The organism is Terrisporobacter glycolicus ATCC 14880 = DSM 1288 (assembly GCF_036812735.1).
GTDB classification, from domain to species: domain Bacteria; phylum Bacillota; class Clostridia; order Peptostreptococcales; family Peptostreptococcaceae; genus Terrisporobacter; species Terrisporobacter glycolicus.
Genome location: NZ_CP117523.1, coordinates 2,064,034 through 2,086,722 on the forward strand (window position 1 = coordinate 2,064,034; position 22,689 = coordinate 2,086,722).

At 28.2% G+C, this 22,689-nt stretch carries 23 protein-coding genes; 2 read left to right on the forward strand and 21 right to left on the reverse strand.

The window, feature by feature from the left end; all coding sequences use genetic code 11:
• Positions 1-25 precede the first annotated feature (25 nt).
• The gene (locus TEGL_RS10225; protein WP_018590850.1) at positions 26-550 is read left to right on the forward strand and encodes a hypothetical protein; all 525 of its coding nucleotides are present in this window, start codon (positions 26-28) and stop codon (positions 548-550) included.
• A gap of 144 nt (positions 551-694) precedes the next feature.
• A complete protein-coding gene (locus TEGL_RS10230; protein WP_018590849.1) occupies positions 695-1,789 on the forward strand; it encodes an acyltransferase family protein in 1,095 nt (364 codons plus the stop codon).
• A 31-nt stretch (positions 1,790-1,820) separates the two neighbouring features.
• Here the strand turns inward: TEGL_RS10230 and TEGL_RS10235 are convergent, their stop codons facing one another.
• The 21 genes from TEGL_RS10235 to TEGL_RS10335 all read right to left on the reverse strand — a co-directional run bounded on the left by TEGL_RS10235 (position 1,821) and on the right by TEGL_RS10335 (position 22,625).
• Positions 1,821-2,360 carry a hypothetical protein gene (locus tag TEGL_RS10235; RefSeq protein ID WP_018590848.1) on the reverse strand — a complete coding sequence of 180 codons (540 nt, stop codon included), beginning with the start codon at positions 2,358-2,360 and terminating at the stop codon, positions 1,821-1,823.
• A gap of 157 nt (positions 2,361-2,517) precedes the next feature.
• Complete coding sequence (gene ilvA / locus TEGL_RS10240) at positions 2,518-3,720, reverse strand: threonine ammonia-lyase (protein WP_018590847.1); 1,203 nt, start codon at positions 3,718-3,720, stop codon at positions 2,518-2,520.
• 111 nt (positions 3,721-3,831) lie between these two features.
• A complete protein-coding gene (locus tag TEGL_RS10245; protein WP_018590846.1) occupies positions 3,832-4,578 on the reverse strand; it encodes a TIGR03915 family putative DNA repair protein in 747 nt (248 codons plus the stop codon).
• A gap of 9 nt (positions 4,579-4,587) precedes the next feature.
• Positions 4,588-5,910, reverse strand: coding sequence for a putative DNA modification/repair radical SAM protein (locus TEGL_RS10250; RefSeq protein ID WP_018590845.1), 1,323 nt, complete (start codon positions 5,908-5,910; stop codon positions 4,588-4,590).
• A gap of 251 nt (positions 5,911-6,161) precedes the next feature.
• Positions 6,162-6,533, reverse strand: coding sequence for a hypothetical protein (locus TEGL_RS10255; protein WP_018590844.1), 372 nt, complete (start codon positions 6,531-6,533; stop codon positions 6,162-6,164).
• Positions 6,534-6,613: 80 nt separating this feature from the next.
• Positions 6,614-7,279, reverse strand: a complete 666-nt coding sequence (locus TEGL_RS10260) for a DUF1847 domain-containing protein (RefSeq protein WP_018590843.1) — start codon at positions 7,277-7,279, stop codon at positions 6,614-6,616.
• A gap of 193 nt (positions 7,280-7,472) precedes the next feature.
• On the reverse strand, positions 7,473-8,444 hold the full coding sequence (gene nrdF, locus TEGL_RS10265; protein WP_018590842.1) for a class 1b ribonucleoside-diphosphate reductase subunit beta: 972 nt from the start codon (positions 8,442-8,444) through the stop codon (positions 7,473-7,475).
• Between the two features lie 12 nt (positions 8,445-8,456).
• Positions 8,457-10,556 carry a class 1b ribonucleoside-diphosphate reductase subunit alpha gene (nrdE, locus tag TEGL_RS10270; protein WP_018590841.1) on the reverse strand — a complete coding sequence of 700 codons (2,100 nt, stop codon included), beginning with the start codon at positions 10,554-10,556 and terminating at the stop codon, positions 8,457-8,459.
• Positions 10,557-10,745: 189 nt separating this feature from the next.
• Entirely contained in the window at positions 10,746-10,976 is a 231-nt protein-coding gene (gene dltC, locus TEGL_RS10275) for a D-alanine--poly(phosphoribitol) ligase subunit DltC (protein ID WP_018590840.1), read from the reverse strand.
• An 18-nt stretch (positions 10,977-10,994) separates the two neighbouring features.
• A complete protein-coding gene (gene dltB, locus TEGL_RS10280; RefSeq protein WP_018590839.1) occupies positions 10,995-12,143 on the reverse strand; it encodes a D-alanyl-lipoteichoic acid biosynthesis protein DltB in 1,149 nt (382 codons plus the stop codon).
• Positions 12,143-13,657 carry a D-alanine--poly(phosphoribitol) ligase subunit DltA gene (gene dltA, locus TEGL_RS10285; protein WP_018590838.1) on the reverse strand — a complete coding sequence of 505 codons (1,515 nt, stop codon included), beginning with the start codon at positions 13,655-13,657 and terminating at the stop codon, positions 12,143-12,145. The genes dltB and dltA overlap by 1 nt, the downstream gene beginning before the upstream one ends.
• 17 nt (positions 13,658-13,674) lie before the next feature.
• Complete coding sequence (locus tag TEGL_RS10290; RefSeq protein WP_018590837.1) at positions 13,675-13,815, reverse strand: hypothetical protein; 141 nt, start codon at positions 13,813-13,815, stop codon at positions 13,675-13,677.
• Positions 13,781-14,977 carry a D-alanyl-lipoteichoic acid biosynthesis protein DltD gene (gene dltD, locus TEGL_RS10295; RefSeq protein ID WP_018590836.1) on the reverse strand — a complete coding sequence of 399 codons (1,197 nt, stop codon included), beginning with the start codon at positions 14,975-14,977 and terminating at the stop codon, positions 13,781-13,783. Before dltD ends, TEGL_RS10290 begins: the two co-directional genes overlap by 35 nt.
• Before the next feature lie 335 nt (positions 14,978-15,312).
• Entirely contained in the window at positions 15,313-16,122 is an 810-nt protein-coding gene (locus TEGL_RS10300) for a nitroreductase family protein (RefSeq protein WP_018590835.1), read from the reverse strand.
• 76 nt (positions 16,123-16,198) lie between these two features.
• The gene (locus TEGL_RS10305; RefSeq protein WP_018590834.1) at positions 16,199-17,134 is read right to left on the reverse strand and encodes an ABC transporter ATP-binding protein; all 936 of its coding nucleotides are present in this window, start codon (positions 17,132-17,134) and stop codon (positions 16,199-16,201) included.
• Entirely contained in the window at positions 17,134-18,102 is a 969-nt protein-coding gene (locus tag TEGL_RS10310; protein WP_018590833.1) for an ABC transporter ATP-binding protein, read from the reverse strand. The genes TEGL_RS10305 and TEGL_RS10310 overlap by 1 nt, the downstream gene beginning before the upstream one ends.
• 13 nt (positions 18,103-18,115) lie before the next feature.
• Complete coding sequence (locus TEGL_RS10315; protein ID WP_018590832.1) at positions 18,116-19,669, reverse strand: ABC transporter substrate-binding protein; 1,554 nt, start codon at positions 19,667-19,669, stop codon at positions 18,116-18,118.
• Positions 19,670-19,687: 18 nt separating this feature from the next.
• On the reverse strand, positions 19,688-20,581 hold the full coding sequence (nikC, locus tag TEGL_RS10320) for a nickel transporter permease (RefSeq protein ID WP_018590831.1): 894 nt from the start codon (positions 20,579-20,581) through the stop codon (positions 19,688-19,690).
• 4 nt (positions 20,582-20,585) lie between these two features.
• Entirely contained in the window at positions 20,586-21,536 is a 951-nt protein-coding gene (nikB, locus tag TEGL_RS10325) for a nickel ABC transporter permease (protein ID WP_330360096.1), read from the reverse strand.
• Positions 21,537-21,544: 8 nt separating this feature from the next.
• The gene (locus tag TEGL_RS10330; RefSeq protein WP_018590829.1) at positions 21,545-22,315 is read right to left on the reverse strand and encodes a class I SAM-dependent methyltransferase; all 771 of its coding nucleotides are present in this window, start codon (positions 22,313-22,315) and stop codon (positions 21,545-21,547) included.
• A gap of 19 nt (positions 22,316-22,334) precedes the next feature.
• A complete protein-coding gene (locus TEGL_RS10335) occupies positions 22,335-22,625 on the reverse strand; it encodes a class I SAM-dependent methyltransferase (protein WP_018590828.1) in 291 nt (96 codons plus the stop codon).
• Positions 22,626-22,689 lie beyond the last annotated feature (64 nt).

Here is a 22,689-nt window from a genome sequence, read left to right on the forward strand (position 1 = left end):
AAATATATTAGGGAGTGAATTGTCTATGAAAGAAGAATTTCATGATTATAATAAAAATTATAATCACTTATTAAAAAGCCTCTGCAATATATTAAAAGAACGCAGTAATAAAGAAAGCTCTTATGCTACTTTTCTACAAACAAAATTAGTAAATGTGGGTATGAATGAGTATTTTCCATTTAACATGACGGAAATATTTAATGAAGAAATCATTCTTATTAACCCTACAACTATAAAAATTAATAAATCTGGTGTATATCATATAATATATAAGATCCCAGTTAATATAGAGGATAAAAAAGATCATGTTGAACAAAGTATAGGACTATACATTAATAATATCCTACAAAAAAACATCCAAAGAACCTTTGGAATATTAGATCCTAATAATAAAAACTGTATGTCTATTATTGGTAATGATATAGTATATATTTGTGAAAACACCATTCTTCAATTGAAAAACAATAGTTTTTCCACTAATGGTAAATCTATTATCAGTTGTAATAATGAAGGTTGCCAAGCAAGTTTAAATATTGTTAAAATTGGATAAATATTAAAGCTGGAAGAATTATCTTTCAGCTTTAATATTTTCTAATTTATTTTTTTCATTTATAAATACATATGGCTAAATTTATGGTAAAGTAAAATAAATAGCAAGAATATTTTGTAATTTATTATAAATTTGGAGGGTTGGATGAGAAGATATGAGATAGACTGGATTAGAAACATAAGCATATTAATGCTTTTTGTTTATCATACTTGCGCTATATTTTGTCAATTTGGGGATTTTTATATTATTTCAGAAGAAAAAAATCTTTTTGCAGATATAATAATTTTATTATTATTTACATGGTACATGCCTATGCTGTTTTTCCTTGCAGGAGCTTCCACATATTTTTCCTTTGAACGTAGGAATATGAAGGAATATATAGTAGAAAGAATTAAAAAGCTTCTTGTGCCACTTTTATTTGGACTTATATTTTTAGTACCACCACAAACTTATTTAGCAAGAGTTTGGCGTGGTGAAGTAAACTTGAACTACTTTAGTCATTTAAGTTTCTTTTTTTCAAATGTAACAGATTTTACAGGATTTGATGGAGCTTTTACTCCTGCTCACCTATGGTTTATACTTTATTTATTTGTTGTTTCTGTTTTAGGAGGAATTATTTTATCTTTAGTTTTTAAGCAGGAAAAAGGCATAAAGATGGTTCATTTTTTAAAAAAAGCTTTTATAAATAAATTTAGTTTTCTATTTTTATTGCTTCTTGGAATATGTAGCGACTTGTTTCCAAGTATAATGGGAAAAAGCATAATAGGATGTTTATTAATTTTCTTATTGGGCTATATTGTTTATGAAGATGATACACTTTTAGAAAAATTAATAAGCCATCGTTTTAAGTATTTAGTTACCCTTGTTTTTTTCGCAATTTGTGGTGTAATTTACACATTACTAATTAGACCGGAAGATGGTAATATAACAGTGTGGATTATTGATAGTATTTTAAAAAATGGTGTTTTAATATGCGCAATTTGTACAATTATTGGATTTAGTAGTGTTCATTTAAATAAAAACAATACACTTTTAAAGTTTTTAAATAAACGTACTTTTCCAATTTATATTATTCATCAACCTATTTTATTAGTTCTTGCAATTTTAATTGTACCTACAGTTGAGTCTACTGCTCTATCCATAGGACTAATAATAATTTTTTCGGGTATTTTAACATTTATAATTTATGAAATTTTATACAGAGTTAAAATTTTTAACTTTGTTTTAGGAATGAAATAATTAAAGGACAGCTATATAGCTGTCCTTTAATTTATTGAATTAAGAATTCTTCCAAAATTTTTACTAATTTCTCTTCCATATCTCCGCAGTAATCAACTTTTCTTATTCTAGGATTTGATATTTCTCCTCCATGTTCAAAATCTACTGGATGCACTACTACTTCATTTTCTTCTAAATCAAATAATACACCTATTAAATTATCCACATTTAAGCTTAAATCCCCTATATCTTTTATAGTGTTATTATCTTCATAAATATCATCCATATAGTGATTTAGTATGTATTTTTCACCATGAAGAAGTTCCACTTTTTCTGCCCCTTCATAAGTTTTTCCAACAACAAAATGAAGTGCATATTCTCCATCATGTAGCAAGTCTACATAATCTTTTATATTATTTATATTATCATAATCTTCATCAAAAACAATTACATCCATATAATCTCTATCTACTAAACAAACCCTTGATATATAATGAGGATAATTATAAAGTAATTCTTCTATATTTTCATTATAATAATGTATAAAACTCTCTAAATTAAATTCGTCTTTTTTAAATCTAAGTATTTCCATGGTATTTCCTTTCTTAATAATTATAACTTATTTTAAACAATAACTTATAATATACCACAAAGATTGTATTTTTACCATGAATAGTAATAGTTTTTGTCATTTTTTAATACAAAAACTAAAAAAGAACAATGTTTATAACATTGTTCCTTTTTGTAATTTATTTAATTTCAAAACCACCTTCACATATGGCTTTTTTAATTTTTTCTATATGCTCATGATCAAATGTTTCTAAAATCATATTAGCATTTAATCTACCCATTTCGTTTATTGAAGATAGATTTGCTGTAATAATATTTGCATCAAGTCCACTTAGTATTCTAGTAAGTTCAGAAAGTCCTCCTGGTTTATCTTGTATATCTGTATTAAATGAAAAACGTCTACCGCTTTTATTTAAACCTATTGCAATTATTCTATTTAAAGTGTTAACGTCTATATTACCACCTGAAATTATACAAACAACATTTTCATCTGCTTTTGGTTTGTATTTTCCACTTAGTATTGCTGCTGTTGTAACTGCTCCTGATCCTTCTGCTACGACTTTTTGGTTTTCCATTAAGAATAAAAGTCCTTCTGCTATTTCTCCTTCTTCCACAAGAACTACTTCATCGACTAATTCTTTTGCTATATCAAATGTTTTATCTCCTACAGTTTTAACTGATATACCATCAGCAACAGAAGTTGCTTTAAATGCTGTTGTTACCTTACCTTCCTTTATGGATTCGTACATAGATGGAATGTTTGCTGTTTGTACACCAATTATTTTAACATTAGGGTTTAGAGCTTTTGCTGCCACTGCAACACCGGAGATTATTCCTCCTCCGCCTATTGGGCAAAGTATGGTATCTACTTTGTTGTTCATTTGTTCAAAGATTTCTAAAGCTATTGTTCCTTGTCCTGCTATAACGTATTCGTCGTTAAATGGATGAAGGAATGTTGCTCCACTTTCTTTTTGTAGTTCTACCGCTTTTGCATAGGCATCATCATAAACAATTCCTTCTAGTACCACATTTGCTCCATAAGATTTTGTTGCTGTCACTTTAGCAAGAGGAGCTGTTGAAGGCATTACTATGGTTGCTTCTATGTTGTTCATTTTTGCACTTAGTGCCACACCTTGAGCATGGTTTCCTGCACTTGATGCTATTACTCCTTTAGATTTTTCCTCTTCTGTAAGATTTGCTATTTTATTAGAAGCTCCTCTCACCTTAAAAGAACCAGTCTTTTGGAGATTTTCGCATTTATAATAAACATTTGCTCCAGTCATTGTACTAAGTTTAGTACTTTCAAGTATATCTGTCTTTTTTACTACATCCTTTATTGTTTCTTGCGCTTTTTGTATATCTTGTAAGGTTACTTTTGTCATTATGATTCACTCCTAGCTGTATAAGTAATTAATAGAATATGATAATTCTAATCATACATGTTTATTTTTGCTCTATTTTCAAATTAATATACTTGTCAGAAAATCTATTAATTACTTATTATTAACTTCAACAATATTATTCCAATATCTAGTTGGCATCATTCTCTTTTGAAGTCTAGGATTTTTACGTTCTTCTATATTTACAGATTTAAAATATTGTTTCCATAAGTTTTCATAATCACCTTTATCATCACTATTCATCAAAATATTTTTTTGATCTTTTGATAAATTAGTTAAATAATAATCTTCTTTATCATAAATAAGAGCAATATCTCTTTTTACGTCGTGAATTATAAAGTTTTCATTTGAAAGTCTTTTTTTGAAATGATTTCCAAGTATGGGAAGTATGTTATAGTCAGGGGTTATTGTAGCATATAAAATATTATTTATTTCTTTAAATCTAACAAAACCTGTAAGTCTGTGACGTTCATATGATACTTTATTACTTATTTTATCCATATTTAAAACTATATCATTGTTTATATGTAATTCCACATCTTTTCCAAATTTAAATCCCATTTTCAAGTAATTATAAATCAAATTAGAACTTTCCTTTGTTTCAGATAAAAACACATAATATATTTTATTTAATACATCTTTTGATATTTTATTTATTATGGCATTATAAACTTTTTCAAATTTAATAAAATCACTTTTTATTGTAATAACTTCGTCGATTAAATTTGGTTCATATACTATTTTGCTACATATAAAATCTGGTTTGCTACTTGAGTAATAAGCATCATAAATAGCAGATAATAAGCCTTCAAAAGTTTGTTCATGTAAAAATACTCTCATAAATTCCTCCTATAGTTCTCCTATTACTGATGAAAATATATCATCAACCTTTAATATGGCTGGTGAATAAGAAAATCCATGCATATTAAAGAAGTTTAGTTGTTCTCCTTTGCTTTCTAATATATTTAAATCTTCCTTAGGAGTTAATCTATTTCTTATAAGTGATTCATCAAAGGATACATCTCCATAGTATTTTCCAGCACAAGTTATGAAATACTGTGCTCTTTTTAAAACTACACCTATTTTTTTTAAATCTTCAAAATAAATATTTGAAACTCTGCGTATGGCCATTATTCTTTGAACGGATCTTTCACCTATACCTGGAATTCTAAGTAACATTTCTCTAGGTGCTTTGTTTATTTCTAGCGGAAATATATGAATATTTTGCAAAGCCCAATTAGTTTTAGGATCAAAATTTATATCAAAGTTTGGATTTTCTTCACTTAGCAATTCATTAGCATTAAATCCATAAAATCTAAGAAGCCAGTCTGCTTGATAAAGCCTATGTTCTCTTAGTGTTGGTGGATTTTTAATTTCTGGTAGCCTTTTATCATTTGTTACTGGTACAAAAGCTGAGTAATAAACTCTTTTCAAGTTCATTTTTTTATATAAACTCTCACTTAAAGTTAGTATTTTTAAATCACTTTCTGGTGATGCCCCTACTATTAATTGTGTACTCTGTCCTCCTGGTACAAAACTCGGGGCATTTTTAAAGCTTTTTAATTCACTTTTATTTTGAATAATATTATTACTAATATGCTTCATTGGTAATAATATTTTATTTCTATCTTTATCTGGAGCTAATATTTTTAAACTTTCTGATGATGGAAGTTCTATATTTACGCTCATTCTATCAACTAGAAGTCCTGCTTTATCTATTAGATTTTGGTCTGCTCCAGGTATGGCTTTTAAATGTATGTATCCATTAAAATTATGTTCATTTCTAAGTTTATAAACTGTTTCGTACAATTTCTCCATGGTGAAATTGGCACTTTTTACTATGGCTGAACTTAGAAATAAGCCTTCAATATAATTTCTTTTATAAAAATTTATAGTTATATCACATAATTCATCAGGTGTAAATGTGGCTCTTGGAAAGTCGTTGGAAGTTCTGCTTACACAGTAGCTACAATCGTAAATGCACACATTACTCATTAAAATTTTAAGAAGAGATACGCATCTTCCATCTGGTGTAAAAGAATGACAAATACCACTTATGGAAGCATTTCCTATACCACCTTTTTTATTTTTTCTATTACTTCCACTTGAAGAGCAAGATACATCGTATTTTGCAGCAGATGATAATATTTCAAGCTTTCTTTGTAAATCCAAAACTTCATCTCCTTTAAATTAATAAATAACTTTTATCAAACATAAATTCCTATATAATGAACATGTGTTCTTTATTTATTATTATAGAATTCTTTTATTATTTTTTCAATGGTAATATGTGATAATTCCATAAAAAAAGCAATTACTTTAAATATAATTATCTAAAGTAATTGCTTTTTAATTCTTATTATATGTAAATTACAAATCTTATTAAATTATTTATTCAAATTAAAATGAATTTTTAATAATTACTATTCTGCAAAGCTTTCAATAGTTATATACATAAATCCAATTTTGTGGTAACGAATGCAAGCAGACTTATCTATCAACCATCCATTATAGCCTTCTCCACCATTTCCTGCATTCCACTCATTATATACCAGTGCTTTTGGCTTAACATTATAACGCATTTGTACAAAAGTTCCTCTATCATTATTAAGTGTTTTTGATGAGTTTATCTGATAATCACTTAAAGAGCCTTGCTTATCTAAATAATTACTACTTATTTTGTTTGAAATATTTTCGTCAGAAAAAATGAATGCTGGTCTAAATATTAAATACAAGATCATAATAATAAAAACTAATATTATTAGTATGATTTTGTATTTATTTTGTATCTTCATTCAAATATTACCCCCTTTTAATTTCAATAAGTTCCCCTTTGTAAGTTAATAATTTGATTATTTTAAATCGAAAGATAACTTTATTCATTATTATTCTCTATAGAAGAAGTTTCTTCAAATATGCGATGATAATAAGAATTAGACGTATAAAGTGCAGCAGCAGGATTATGCCCCAAAACTCTATCTTTTGTTACGAGAGTAGTTACTAATGCATTTGAATATTTGTAAAATAAACTATCATGACCTACACAAAGTCCCATTACAATATTTAGTTGTGTATTTTCTGAGTTTAACTTCTTAGCTTGATAAATTGGATTACACATATTGTCTCCAACTTTTTTGCAAGATTCATTAATTCCCACGCTGTCTTTTTTCACAGCACCTGCCTTACATGCTATACCAAATACCTCAAATCCTTTTTTCCTCAAAATTGATGCAAGTATTCGAGATTCACTTATAAGTCCTACGCAAGTTGCTATACCAATTTTTTTAAAACCCATTCGTTTCGCAAATTCAACACTTTCCTCGACTCTAGTCATGATGCCATAATATTCACTTTCAATATTAGCAGCATTTATCATTACATCATTGTTCTCTTTTTCCTCATATAGCTTTAATGCCTCTTTTAATATTGTTTCATTTAAGTTATCTGTAGTTAAACAAAATTTAGGATAAGACTTATTTTGTACATTGCAATTTACTACACCACAATCAATACAACTTCTTACAATTTCCTTTTCATTCATCGAAATTTACTCCTTTATTTATATTTCTATTTTTATACATAAAAATTCAATATTTTTAAGTTGCTACTATAGAATTATAGCATAATTTTCCATTTATTCTAATTAGGAATTCAAAATATATAAATTTAAATTTATAATTAATAAAAAGTACCCTATAAATTAAAAATTAATTTATAGGGTACTTTTTATATTCTTATATTATAAAGTCTTCGTCTTTTAATTCTTCGTATATTCCCTTTTGATATCCGTTACCTTTTGTAGAGAAGAAATCATGTGTCTTAGTTTCTGTACTTAGACCATTTAAAACTATTGGATTTACAGCTTTTACTTCATAGTAATCTTCAAATCCTAAATTTTCAAGTGCTCTGTTGGCGTTATATTGTAAGAAGTTTATAACCTCTTCTTCCAAGTTACTGTCTTTGTAAATAAGCTTCGTATATTCTATTTCATTTTCCATAAGGCTGTTAAAAATTTTATACATCTTATCTTTTAATTCTATTTTTTCTTCTTCACTAAAGCTTTCAAATTTTTCTTTTGCAAGAAGTCCTATATATTTTCCATGTAGTGATTCATCTCTTAAAATAAGTGATATTATCTCTCCGCTTGATACCATTTTTCCTTGTCCTGCTAAAAATAGTGGATAGAAAAATCCTGAATAAAATAGAAAACTTTCTAAAAATACACTTGTTGCCATGGATAAATATAAACTTTTTTCATCATTTGTATTTTCGTATTGCTGCAAAATTAACTCTGCTTTTCTTTGTAGAGTTTTTTCTTCTTCTATCCATTTAAATAATTCATCTATTTCTCTATTTGATAGTAGTGTTGTAAATATTGATGAATAACTCTTTGCATGTATTTCTTCCATAGTTCCCATAAATGAAAGTACAGCCTTTCTTTGAAGGTTATCTGTTAAACTCATCATGGAAGGTATTCCATTGTTTCCCTGCTTTGTATCAAGTAATGTTAAACCTGCAAGAACTTTTTTATATAAGTCTCTTTCCTTTTCACTTAGTTCATTCCAAACTTTTAAATCCTTTGATACAGAAATTTCTTCTGGAAGCCAAAACTGCTTTACATTTTGTTCCCAGAAAGCTTGTGTAAAGTTATCATCTTCTTTGTTCCAGTTTACTGCTTTGTGTATTTTATTTAAAGTAAATGTCATAATTTCCTCTCCCTATACAGAACACATTAGACATTCATTATCATCTCTTGTCATTTTTGTTCTTGTGTAATATAAACTTTTTAAACCTTTTTTATAAGCATAAATATAATATCTTGCTATATCTCTAGTTGTTTTATCATCTGTTACAAATAATGTTGTAGATATTCCTTGGTCCACATGACTTTGAGCTGCTGCTACTATGTCTATAACTTTTCTCATGTCCATTCTATAAGCTGATTGATAGTAAAGCATGTTTTCATTAGTTAAAAATGGCATAGGATAAATTGTTGTTGAATCTCCATAAGTTCTAACTTCCACTGGCTCTGTTATTGGCATTATGCTGCTTGTGGCATTTTGCACGTAGCTAATGCTTTGTGTTGGCGCTATTGCTGTTAAATAAGCATTGTATATACCATTTTCTCTTACTTCATCTAATAGTTTTGACCAGTCTTTTATAGTTGGAATATAAATACCTTCAAATAATTCTTTTATTTTATCAGTCTTTGGTAAATAGCTTTCATTATAGTATTTTGATAAAACTTCACTGTCTTTACCTTTTGCATATTCTGATTTTTCAAATCCAACAAAAGTTTCTTTTCTTTTTATTGCTATATTCATAGATGCTTTTATGGCATAAAATCTTATCATGGCAAAGAATACATTACAAAAGTCCACTGCTTCTTCAGAAGTATAAATTATATTCTCTCTAACTAAATATCCATGTAAGTTCATTGCTCCAAGGCCTATGGAATGTGATTTATCATTACCATTTTTCACCGTTGGAACTTGTTTTATATTAGTTTTATCTGAAACAAAAGTTAAGGCTTTTATGGCTGTTTCCACTGTTTTTTCCACATCTTTATTGTCCATAACATTTGCTATATTTAATGATCCTAGGTTACAACTTATATCTTGTCCCCATATGTTGTCTTCTGTATAACCTTTTATGTTTGAAGGTGTTTGATATTGGAATATTTCACAACATAAGTTTGACATTTTTATAAGTCCTAAATTTTTTAACGTATGTTCTTTATTTGCTGTATCTATAAAAACAACATAAGGGTAGCCACTTTCTTGTTGCATCTGTGCTATTTTAGTAAGCATCTGTCTAGGATTTATTTCTTTTTTTCTTATATCCCTATCTTCTACAAGCTTGTCATACCATTCATCCATTTCCATCTCGTCTAAGTGAATTTTATACTTTTTGTATACGCTGTATGGATAAAATGCGTAAGCTTTCTCATTTTTTTCTGCTAATTCCATAAATTTGTTGTGAATTATGGCACCTAAAGATAAAGTAGTTAATCTTATTTTTTCGTCAGCGTTTATTTTTTTTGTATCCATTAACAATTCAAAGTCTGGATGGAATACACTTAAATAAACTGCTCCTGCTCCTTGTCTAGCTCCCATTTGATTAAAGTAACTAAATGATTGCTCAAGCATTTTTGCAACCCCAACAGGGCCTCCAGCTGCTCCCTCAATACCTTTTATAGGATCTCCACTTGCTCTTAGTCTACTTAAATTTAGAGCTACTCCTCCGCCTATTTTAGATAAATGGTTTGCAGAAGATATGGCATAAGAAATTCCCTCTGTACTATCTTCCACTGAAAGTAAGAAACAAGATACCATCTCACCTGCTCTTGCTCTTCCTGCATTTAAAAATGTTGGAGTTGCTGGCTGAAACTCTTGTTTTATTAATTTATCTGCTAAATTTAAAGTTAAATCTTCGTCTCCATCACCTAGGGCTAGTGATACTATTAGAACCTTGTCATCGTATGTTTCTAATATTGTTTTATTATCGTCACTTTTTAGAGCGTAATTTTGATAAAATTTATTAGCACTCATATAAGATTGGAATTTAAAATCACAATTTTTTATATGAATGTAAATTTTTTCTATAAAGTCCATGCTGTATTTATTTATTACTTCTTTGCTATAATAATCATTTTCTATTAAATAATTTAATCTTTCTTCTATGCTTTTGAATTTTTTTAATCTTTTATTTACATATTCATTTAAATAACTTTCTAAAGCTTCTTTGTCTTTTTCTAATTGGTATTTTCCTTCATTGTCTTTTATTATGACTTGGTTGTTAAGTTCTATCCAGTTCATCTCTACCTTCCTTTTATAAGCTTAATTCTATGTATTTTTCAAAGAAAACACACTATATATAGTTATTAATATCATTTTCGATACCACATATAGTATATACACAATTTATTATTACTTTAAACTTTTTTATTAAAAATAAATAATAGAAAAAAAGGTGTATCAAATTTATTGATACACCTTAAGATAATATTATTTTCTGTTTTCTAAGAATTTAACTAAATTGTTTACTGTTGCCATATCATTTCTTTCTAAGTCTGTTGGTTGAAGTGCTATTCCAAGTCTATCTTCTATCTCAACTAAAACTTCTATTATAGCTAATGAATCTAAAAGTTCTGCTTCAAATAAATTCATATCTAAATCATCTCTTATTTCATCACATTCTAATACGTCTTCAAATATACTTATAACTGTTTCTTGCATAATCTATCCTCCTAAAATTTAAGCGAAATGTCCTGAGAAAATTAACAAACCAAAACATGCTATGTGGAATGTTATAACTATTTGTACAATCTCAAACCATTTTTCTTTCTTGTGTTTTTTATAAAACTTTGATTTTTTCTGATATATATCAGTACCTACAAGCACTAGACCTTGGTATAGTCCATAAAGGATATAATACCATGTAAGTCCATGCCAAACTCCCATAATACCCATTGTAATCATCTGAGATACATGAGATGCTGTAGCTCTTTTTTTGAATCTTTTATTTCTAATAAAGCCAATTGTGAATCTAGAAAAAATATAATCACCAAACCATCTTGATAAACTTATATGCCATCTTGTCCAAAACTCTTTCATGTCCTTACTGATGAATGGTTTATTAAAGTTGTCTGGTGCGTGTATTCCAAAAATATAACTAGTACCTACTGCAAACAAACTATATCCTCCAAAGTCAAAGAATAAGTATAAACTGTATGCATACATGTAGCTAATAACATTTACAAAACTTAATTTAGCTGGTATATGGCTCATCCAAAGTATGTTTATTAAAAATGCTATTACAAATTTATATCCAATTCCCATAAATATTTTTTTAATTCCTGGGATTAAATATTCGTTTATATATTCTTCTCTTGGTATTTTTTTCTCCAATTCTTGTTCAAATCTTCTAGATCTGTCTATAGGACCAGAACTTAGTGTTGGGAAAAATAATACAAAATAAAGCATGCTACTAATATTAACTTCTTTTATTGCTCCATCATAAATTTCAATTACCATTTGTATAGTTCTAAAGTTCAAATAAGATATCCCTATAAATCCTATAACTCCTATAGGTGTTAATGGTGAAATTTTATTGATTATTATTGGAAGCATGGAAGAAAATAAAAATAATCTATATATAAGCTTGCTATCTGTTTTCTTTCTTACATATTCATATCCTTTAACTACTATTACTTCCCATATTATAAATCCTATTAAATATGAAAGTCTAACATTTACACCTACAATTAATAATATCATGAAAACTGTTGCTATCATCCCATAATATTTTATATTTTTTTCTCTAAGTCCTAAAACTATTGCAGGTATAACAGTTAATAGTAATATATAAAGATAAAAATAATCTCCATATTGTGAAAAAGTCATTAATTATCCTCCATAAGTTTCTTTCTATCTATTTTTCCATTTACATTTGTTGGAAAGTCTTCTATGATTTTTATAGTTCTTGGTACCATATATGAAGGAATATATTTATTTAACTCTTTTTTTATTGCTATACCCTTTTTCATATTGCTTAGTTCACTATCTTCTTTTAGTTGAACTATTCCTTTTAAGTAGGCAATTTTTTCACCTTTGTATACAGGTATAACTATGGCATTTTTTATATTTTCAACTTTTCTTAAATTACTTTCAATATCTTCTATTTCTATTCTAAATCCATTTAATTTTATTTGAAAATCAACTCTACCACAGTAATATATGTTTCCATTTAACATATATCCTTTATCACCTGTTTTATATGCTCTATGTTTAACATTATCTATTTCATCATAGAAAAATGATTCATTTGTTTTTTCTTCGTTGTTAAAATATCCTTTTGAAACAGAAGGACCTATTATGATAATCTCACCTTTTTCTCCTTCTTTTACTTCATCTCCATTGTCATCTACTATTTTTATTTTGCAGTTTGACATAGGATATCCAACAGGAAGACTTTTCTCATCATTTATTAATTCATAAGACATGTCATTTACACTAACGCCAACTGTAGCTTCTGTTGGCCCATATCCATTTATAACTCTTGTATTTGGGAATCTATCTAGTAATTCCTTAGCTAAACTTTTAGGAAGAGTTTCTCCTATAAATATCATTGATTCAAGTTTAGGTAACATGTTACTATCAAAATCTTTTTCTGTTGCACAAACTCCTGCAAAAGATGGTGTAGAAACCCAAACAGCCATATTTGATCTTTCTAATTGGCTGAATAATTCTTTGTAATCAGCTAGTACTTTCTTTGATAGAGAGAATAAAGTTGCTCCATGTACTAGTGCTGGATATATGGAAGTTACTGATAAGTCAAAAGAGTATGCTGCTTGATTCATAACTACCTTTTCGCTTCCATCAATTTTTAAATAAGGGCTTATCCAATTTACAAAACTGTCTAAGTTATTTGAACTTATTTGTACACCTTTTGGTTTTCCTGTACTTCCTGAAGTAAATAAGATATAGGCATTTTCGTCACCTTTTACCCAGTTTTCTTTTCCTAAAGTTTTATTTTCATATTTTTTTATTATTTCTTTTAATTTATCTTCGTTTATTACATTTAAATCTCCAAAGTCTGTTTCTTCACTAAAGTTAAATAATACCTTTGGTGAAACTTCTTTTGTTATATCAAATACTCTGTCCATTGGTAAGCTTATATCTAGTGGAACATAGGCTCTACCAGATTTTAAAGCTCCTATCATACATGGCATTATCATATTTTCTTTGTTTCCATATATAACTATAGGTGTATTTTCTTCTTTGTATATATCTTTTAAGTATAGAGCAATTGCTTCTGAATACTTTTCTAAATCATTATACGTAAGTTTTTCATCATTGCATATTAATGCAATTCTATCTGTAGTTGAATATTTTTTTATTCCTTCTATAATTTTCATGTGAAATCTCCCTTTTATTAGAACTCATTATATATAAATGGTAAGTCTTTAAATGAAGTAAATGTGAATACTAATATAGCTGCAACTATTATTATAGTAAATGTAGCACTCATCATTAAGTACTTATTTTTGGTCAAATTCTTTATATAATTTCTCACAAACATCCACCCAACCTTTCGTTCCAAGATGCATTACATCTCGTAAGTAGTACTTTTCATTTTCTTTATCTCTTAGGTCCATAACTTTAAAGCCTTTTGATTTTGCAATATTTTCAGCTTTATCATAAAACTCATGTCTTTCAGCCTTGGAAATACCAGTAACATTATAAAATTTATCCAAAGCTGGTAACATTATAACAACAGGTTTTATACCTAAATCTCTACAGACATCTAGAGCAAATTGATAGTCATCAAACTCTTTTGATTCAAGAAGATTTACATCTTTGTATTTGTTTTTTACTTTGTTTAAATTATCACCAAAGTACCTTTTATAGTAGACTTTATCTATACATAGATCGTTGTCTCCAACTCTTTTTTTAGCATCTTCAATGGCTTTTTCCTTTTCCATTTTCCAATCTATAGTTTTTTTAGGTTCTGGTTTCTTATCTTTTTGTGATGATAAAACTATTAATTTTTTATATAAAGTACCTTTTTCTTTAAGCTTTACTGCAAATTTTCTAATTTCAAAATAAGGTTTTAAAAGTACTTTTTCTACATCTGATACAAAAGAATCAGAAGTATATAGTTTAGCATAAACAGCCTCCGATTTGTATTCATCTGCATTTGCTAATAATTCACTTGATCTATTGGCAAATTTATCTTTGTTTTCCTTCGATATTTTGGGATTACTTAAAAACTCATAAAATTGAGTTGGTGAAAATCTAGTTTGATAATGATGAGGTGTAACGCCGTTTTTATCCATAAACCACTGCATAGAAATTAATAAGACAACTTTCTTGTCTTTTACTTCTGGATCAAAACTTCCTAATGATGCAGCATCCTGTAAACTTTGAGTATATGCCCTTCCTATTGGTATTACACTATTCTTGCTTCTCATAGGGTTAAAATAGTAAGTTGGATGTTGCTTTGTTCGATGACCTAATTCTGATGAGCCTAACATCATAATATTATTTTTTTCTAAAAAATAATTATTGGCAATTGTTCCTTTATCCTTTACATCGCTTCTTTCATCATTTATTATTGATGTTAAATCTTTTTCCTTAAGCATATAATCTATTTCCTTATCAAGGAATTTATTTAATCCACACAAAAATATACCACCGATTATTAATGGTACAATCAAATAACTTAATTTCTTCATATTTAATCTTTAATCTCCTCTAAAAAATTGCTAAAAAACCTTCGCTTCGTCCCCATTATTATATCTTATTTCAAGTTTTAATATAACTAAGTGTAAATATCTTGTCAATAAAATGGAGATGATTTTCATATTACATTTTCGTAACAATATCAATAAAACTTTTTTGTAATCATTGCAGTGACTATATTTCATTCTGTTTTCCACAGGTTTCAATTTTCTTTATAAAAAGCCGGAATTTTTTACTTTTGTAACATAATTTACTTATAAAAAAAGAGCGCATATAGTCAAATATATTCGCTCTTTTTTTCATTATTTTATTTAATATGTTTTATAAACTATATAGAACAATATCCTACTATTTTATAGTCTGCTGGAATTTTATAATCTTTATTTAAACTTCCCACATACCATTTTAAATCAAACATTGTTGTATCTATTATTAAGCTAAAATAAAGCATTGCTATTCCTGTATCTATACTACCTTCATAATCACTACTAAAATCATCTGTTTTAACTGCTAATATAACTTTTCCACCGTCAATAATAAATCTCCATGGTTGTCTATTAAGACTTGAAGGTGCCATTCTAGCATAAGAAAATGCATCAAGTAGATATCTTTCTTCTAATTCAGTAACATTTGCATTATTTCCCCACTCATCCATGAATACGATTTCTTCCACACCTAATCTGTCTGAAGTGCTTTTATTTTTACTCTTACTATCATCTTCATATCCTAAAGCAATTATAGCTGTAACTTCTTTATCACTTGAAATATTTAGTCTTTCTTTTATTGATTTACTATCTTTAAAAGTTATCCAACAAGAATCTATTCCAAGATCTCTGGCTTTTAATATTAATCTTTCTCCAATATATCCACTATTTTCTATATATCCTTCTTTCACATCTGAAAGTATTAAAATGTAGTTTGGCGCTTGAATTAAAAATCCGTTATATCCTGCCAACTCATTTATCTTTTCATAACAATCTTTAAAGTCATACATTTTCATTTCAACTTGTATTTCAGGAAGTAATTTTTTAGAACTATTTATATAGTCTTCTATCTCCTTAAAATATTTTGTATCAATAGTTGTATCTTTAAAATCTCTTACTGATTTTCTATTTAATATAAGCTTTTTGTAATCCATAATATATTCCCCCATCTTAAATTATTATTTGTTACATATATACCCAGATTATATCATTAAAAACAATTAATGTTTATTAAACTATATGACATGCTGCAAAATGTTCTTCTTGTAGATTTTTTAGTCTTGGAGTATTGTCTTTGCACAATTCTAATCTAAATGGACATCTTTCATAAAACTTGCATCCATTGAAAGTTTTATCCGTTTCCATATCCATTTCATCAAATTCTTCCATATAATATTTATCATCTTCAAAAATAGCAAAATTTGAATATAATAATAACTTAGTATAGGGGTGATTAGCATTATTAATAATTTGGTCTCTACTTCCTGTTTCTACTATTTCGCCTTCATACATTACATATATTTTGTCACAGAAGTTTTGTACCAAAGCTAAATCATGCGATATAAATAAAAAACTTATATTTGTTTTTTTCTGTAAATATGTTAAAAGATTTATAATCTGACCTTGAATAGATACGTCTAAGGCACTTGTTGCCTCGTCACATACTAAAAGTTTTGGCTTTATTAATAATGCCCTAGCAATAGCTGCCCTTTGACATTCTCCTCCACTTACTTCTTTTGGATATCTGTAGTAATAGTCTTTACTTAAGCCCACTTGTTCAAGTAAATCAATTACTTCTTTTTTAACTTCCTTCTTATTATATCCAAAATTTATTTTTATCTCACCAATGGAGTTTCCAAGTTTTATTCTAGGATTAAAAGAATCCATAGGATCTTGGAAAATCATTTGAATTTGTTTATATAATTCTTTTTCATTTCTTGAATTAAATTCTTTAATATTTAAATTATTTATAAATATATTTCCTTCGCTACTTTTTTCAAGATTAGTTATAATTTTTGCTACAGTACTTTTCCCACATCCTGACTCTCCAACTAAGCCTACACATTGTCTTTCTTTAATTTCTAAGTCAAAATTGTTCACAGCTACAAATTCCTTTTTGTCTTTTATAAATGTTTTTTTTAATTTTTCAACCTTTAATACATTCACTATATTATAATCTCCTCCTGAGTTACTTCTTTATATAAATGACAATTTACTATAGAGTTCTCATAATTAACTGCTAATGGTACTTCTGTCAAACATTTACTTATACTTTTATCACATCTACTAGCAAAAGCACATCCTTTTTTATTTTCTCCAAAGATCGGTGATTTCCCAGGTATACCATATAATTCATCCTTTTTCATATTTGGTGTAGATTTAATCAGCATTTGTGTATAAGGGTGAAGTGGTCTATGTATAACATCTTTTTTACTTCCATATTCTATAATATTTCCACCATACATTACGGCAACTTTATCTACCATGTGAGAAACTACCCCCATATTATGGCTAATTATAATTATACTTGTGTTAAATTCATCTCTAAGTGTCATTAAAGTCTTTACAACTTGTGCCTGTGCAGTAACATCAAGAGCGCTTGTAGGCTCATCTGCTAAAATTATGGATGGTTTACTTAACATGGCAAGAGCAATTCCCACCCTTTGATTCATCCCTCCTGATAATTCAAAGGGATAACTTTTTAATATTCTGCTTACATCTTTTAAATGAATTTTAGAAAATATTTCATTGATGTTTTTTCTTATTTCTTCTTTACTTATGTTGTCATGGGCCTTTGCAGTTTCTATAAACTGTTTTTCGATGGTTCTAATTGGACATAAAGATGTCCCACTATTTTGAAATATCATTGATATTTCTTTTCCTCTTATTTGACGTAATTCTTCTTTTGATAAATTTACTAAGTCCATATTTTTATAATAAATACTTCCTTTTTCAATTTTTCCATTTAGTGGCAATAAATTTACTAAGGATTTTAATAAGGTGCTTTTTCCACTTCCAGATTCTCCTACAATTCCAAGAATTTCTCCTTTATTAATACTTATATTTATATTGTCTAGTATTTTTGTATTTCCATAGCTTACACATAAATTCTTAGTTTTAAGAATTGTTTTCATAAATATCCCTCTTTTACTCAATATCTAAATTAGAAGTTATTTCATAGTAATCTGATGGATGAGCCTCAAATCCTTTTATATTCTTTTTCATTACTAAAGACATTTTTAAGTGAGATGCATAAGTATATGCACAATCATTTAAAACTTCTTGTTGTATTTTTATTGCTAAATCACTTCTTTTTTTAGCATCAAATTCATTTCTAAGCTCTTTTGTCACTTTCTCAACTTTGTCACTGTGGTAATGTCCACTGTTATAGGCAGAGTTATCAAGTAAGTGAGTAGTTATGTAATATTGAGGATCACCAGTTGGCGCTGTAACAAAAGCACTTGCATAAACGTCATACTCACCTTTTTCAATGTAATCCTTATGGTTTTCAGTAGAGTTAACATCAGCTTTTATACCTATTTCTTTTAAAGTAGACTGAGCTGATTCTGCAAGTAATGGTAATTCCATACGAGAAGGATAAGTTAACCAGCGAATAGTCAAGTTTTTACCATCTTTGTCTACATATCCATCATTGTCACTATCTTTGTAACCAGCTTCCTCTAATAATTTTTTAGCTCCTTCTAAGTCGAAATCATCTCCTTTTACTGATTCATTAGCAAATGAGAAGTTTGAAGGAAATACACCTACTGCTGGTGTACCATTGCCACTTAATAATGTTTTAGTAAAGTCTTCTTTATTTATAGATTTTGCAATGGCTTGTCTTACTTTTTTATTTTGTAAATCTTTATTTTCATAGTTATATGCTATTTGATAAACTCTTGAAGTATTTTTAGAGCTTATTTTATAATCATCATTTTTTTTAAATAAATCTAAACTTGCATAAGGTAGTCCTTGAGTTGCATCTATTTCTCCATTTTGTAGAGCCATTGTCATTGTATCACCGTCAGTAAAACTTTTAACAACTACTTTATCAACTTTAGGCTTACCACCCCAGTAATTTTCATTTTTGTCCAAGTCTATTTCTTCTCCTGATACAGATTTAGCTATAAATGGACCTGTTCCTATACATGTATCTCCCTTTTCATCCCAGTCAGACACATCAATTACTCCTCCATATGGATCTGAAAAGTAATTTAGTAAAGTAGTTACTTTGTTTTTTGATTTAATTGTTATACTTTGTCCATCTGCTTTTATAGATTTTATTGCCAAATCTCCTGGTGCTCTATCGTTAAGCTTTATTAAACTTTCAAAACATGCTTTTACAGAATCTCCTGTCATTTTATTTCCATTTGAAAATTTAACATCGTCCCTTAAATTTATTTTCATAGTGTAATCATCTACTATTTTATAATCAGTAGCAAGCCATGGCTCAAGTTCCATATTTTCATTAAATTTGAATAATGTTTCTGTCACACCATATCTTATAGCTGGCCATCCTGAATATCCTTTATGAGGATTTATTCCTGCCTCTGATGAATTATAGGCAGTTGTTCCATATGTAAATGTTTTACTTGACTTACTACCTTCACCTTCATTTGAGCTGGAGCTACAGCCAACTAAAAGTCCTGTACTTAGTACTCCTACTAAAACTAGGCTAATAATTTTTTTATTAATCTTCATTTTTATTCCCCCTGTATATTATTTATTGTTGCTTACATCTAAATAATCTCTAACTGTATCACCTAGTAAATTAAAAATAATTACTGTAATAAATATTGCAAATCCTGGAGCGAATATTACCCAAGGAGATGATTGAATCATACTTCTGCCATTACTCATCATGGATCCCCATTCAGCAGTAGGTGGCATGGCACCTAGACCTAAAAATGATAGCCCAGCAAGTTCCATCATCATAACTCCAATATCCAAAGTGGCCGTTACTATTATTGGTCCCAATATATTTGGGAAAATATGCTTAAATATTATTTTCATATGTGAACATCCACTTAATTTTGCTGCTTGAATATAGGTGCTGTTTTTTATTGTTAAAACATTACCTCTCGCAAGACGTGAAAACTTTGGCCAAGATATAAGTGCCAGTGAAATAACTGCATTAACAATTCCCCCACCAAGAACACCTGCCACTGCTATGGCAAATACCATTCCTGGAAAGGCTAAGAAAACGTCTGAAATTCTCATAATAACTTCATCTATTTTTCCACCAACATACCCACAAATAGATCCAACTATGGTACCAAATGTAGCTATAATTGCTACTAATCCTAAAGCTGAAAACATAGTTGTTTTTGATCCAACCACAACTCTAGAAAATAAACATCTGCCGTATCTATCTGTCCCAAATATAAACTCTTTACTTGGAGAACTTAAAGCATTTGATAAATCCTGAGCATAAGGATCGTGTGGCACAATATACTGTCCAAACAATGCAATCAAAAGTAATACAGCTACTATTACTAATAGAATATATAGTTTTATCTTTGTTTTATTTTTTTTTATACTATTTAAATTATCTAAAGTGTTATTAATTAGATTACTTCTTTTTATATTTTGTTTACCTATTGATTTTTCCATGGAATCACCATACATCCTTACCTATTCTAATTCTTGGATCTAAGTAATTGTATAGTATATCTGTTATAAGATTTATAACTACAAAAATTACTGCCATCCATATGACATATGCTTGTATAATTGGATAGTCCATCATCTTAATTGCATCAACTGCTAGTTTCCCCACGCCATCCCACATAAATATGGACTCAACTATGGCAGTTCCTCCCAAAAGTGAACCTATGGATAATCCAAGTAAAGTTACTACAGTTAATAATGCAACTTTTAAAATGTTAACATATAGTATATGATTTTCTTTTATTCCTCTAGATCTTAAACCTAGTACATAGTCCTTGCTTAATTCTTCTAATACTGTAGCCCTTATTTGCCTTGTATATTTTGCTGACATGGCTGTTGAAAGTGTTAGTGTTGGTAATATTAAACTTTGTAAGCCATTGTTTCCCATTACTGGAAGTAAATTTAATTTTAAGGAAAAGATATAAATTAATATTAATGAAAGAAAAAATCCAGGAAGTGAATTTCCAATAAAGCTTAAAAACCTTATTATATAGTCTGTTAATTTATTTTGTTTTACTGCTGATAATATTCCTAAAGGAACTGATATAATAAGTGTCACTAAAATAGAACTTATTGTAAGAGCTATTGTATTTGGTAATCTTTTCATAAATTCTGTAAATACAGGTTTCTTCATTACATAAGATACTCCCATATCACCTTTAAGTACATTACCTAACCAAGTTATATATTGAACTAAAAATGGCTTATCTAAGCCAAGATCTTTTCTCATTTCTTCCTTAACTTCTTCTGATGCAACATTACCTGCATCTTGATATAATAAATCTACAGCATCAGTTTTTGAAGTTTGCATTAATGCAAAGGATAATAATGTAATTCCTATTAATATGGGTATAAGTTGAAGAAGTCTTCTGACAATATATTTTCTAATATATACCACCCCCAAATTTATTTTGCTACCACCATAAATAGTGGTCTTGATTTTTGTTCAACTTTTTGTTTTTCATCCCACACATATCTTCCCATATCTTCTTCCACTTCAATAACATTGTATCCACATTCTTTAAGTGCTTTTACATCCCAAGCTGGTCTTACTTTATTTGATAAAACTAGTTTTCTGGCTATATTTTCTAAATGTTCAATTTCAGGCGTAACTTTATATTTGTCATTGAATAGGATTTCCATTTTTCTTATATCTTCTTCTACTAATTTTTTTTGCTTCTCATCAAACAAATGCAAATATTGATTGGCATCAAAATATACAACATGGCCATCATCACTTAATAGTCTCTTCCATTCTTTTAGAGCTTCTTTAGGATATTCTAAGTTCCAAAGAACATTCCTGGATATTATAAAATCAAAAGTCTTTTCTTCAAAAGGTAGGTTTATACCATCCACTTGCACAAAATTTATATTCACATCATATTGTCTGGCATTTTCCTTTGCATTTTCTATCATTTCATGACTAACATCTACTGCAGTAACTTCATGGCCAGCTAATGACATTAAAATAGAGAAAAATCCAGGACCTGCACCCACATCAAGGACCTTTAATTTTTCTTTTTTGGGAGCATTATTTAATAATATTTTTAACCAAGCATCTCTTTTAAAGTTGTTTAACTCTTCTATATTGCTTTTTGAGTATGATGGTGCTCTATAATTCCAATATTTTTGCAAACCACTTACAATTTCATCCACATTAGATTTTTCATTTAACATATTAAATACCTCCTATTATTTAGTTCCTACTATACTCTTTCTTATAATCTTTAATAGACTTTTCAACTTTTTCTTTTACATAATCATCAAAAAATGACAAATACCAGTTGGCATCAAAGATAATTAATTTTCCACCTGGTTTTAATACTCTTTTCCATTCTTTATAAGCTTTTTGTGGATTATACAAAGTCCATGTTACATTTCTACTTACAATTAAATCAAAATAATTGTCTTCAAATTCAAGAATGTGATTATCCATGATATTAAATTCACAATCATCTTCGCAATTTTCTTTGATAATAATATTCATATCTCATCTCCCTTATTTTTTCAAAATAAAAACTCTATTGCCATATAGGTATACAAATTTATAC